Source organism: Dietzia natronolimnaea (assembly GCF_002289575.1).
GTDB lineage: Bacteria > Actinomycetota > Actinomycetes > Mycobacteriales > Mycobacteriaceae > Dietzia > Dietzia natronolimnaea_A.
On the sequence record NZ_NTGA01000105.1, the window covers coordinates 1 to 881 of the forward strand.

Annotated in this window: 2 protein-coding genes; both read right to left on the reverse strand. The window is 61.0% G+C overall.

Annotated features, from left to right (window positions below):
- Nucleotides 1-76: 76 nt before the first annotated feature.
- Nucleotides 77-349, reverse strand: a complete 273-nt coding sequence (locus CEY15_RS17850) for an LGFP repeat-containing protein (protein WP_067478016.1) — start codon at nt 347-349, stop codon at nt 77-79.
- A gap of 191 nt (nt 350-540) precedes the next feature.
- The coding region (locus CEY15_RS17855; protein WP_176475196.1) for an ATP-binding protein at nt 541-881 on the reverse strand (341 nt) is incomplete at its 5' end.

Here is an 881-nt window from a genome sequence, read left to right on the forward strand (position 1 = left end):
CCGTAACAACACTTCAAATGCGGACCACTAGTTGCATACCCTTCTAGGGGCAGCGCTCGCGGCTACCGAGTCCGCCTTAGGAAGTGATCAACGCCCCTGTATTGCGGATCCAGCGAATCCAGCCTCCTTCAAAGTTCACCTGTTTTCCGTCCGGGGTGTCGAATTCGCTGGTCGTGGGCAGCCCGAACCTGCCGTTCTCGTAGCCCTGTCTTCCGTATTCCTGAAAGATCGCTCCCCACACTGCTTGGGCGTTGGTGGTCGGCGACCAATATATGTTTCCGGTTTCGAATCGGTTGAAGGAGCAAAATCCACGGTTGGGGCACGGCAATTCGTTGCTGGTGGGGTACATCAGGCTCCCTGCCTCAGCTCCGAGTTCCAAGTAGCGCTCCCCGATTCTCCCCCAGACGGCATTGGCGAAGCCGTTGGTGAGTATTTGGAGGCTTGGGGGCCACCGGATATTGCGCTTGGGGGCCAGCAGTATTGCCGTTGGGGGCCGGTGATCGCGTCTATGGGGACCACCGGCCCCGTCTCGGGGATTACTTACTGACTCCCGGCGGCGGCCGCATGCTCGCGCATGTTGTGGGTGCCGGTGTCGATCCAGATCGTGTTGTGCACGATGCGGTCCATGACCGCGTCGGCATGAACTCCGGAGCCCAGGCGCTGGTGCCAGTCCTTCTTGGGGTACTGGGTGCAGAAGACTGTCGACCCGGTGTCGTAGCGCCGCTCAAGGAGCTCGAGGAGCATCCGGCTGATCGTCTCGTCGGGATGGTCGAGGAGCCACTCGTCGATCACCAGCAGGGAGAACGCGGCGTACTTCTTGAGGAATTTGTTCTGCCCCTGGGGTCGGTCCTTGGCCAGGGCCCAGGCTTCTTCGAGGTCGG

Bases quoted from the DNA above. Each gene is read 5' to 3' on its own strand.
- CEY15_RS17850 (WP_067478016.1), bottom strand. From the start codon at position 349: ATGTACCCCACCAGCAACGAATTGCCGTGCCCCAACCGTGGATTTTGC.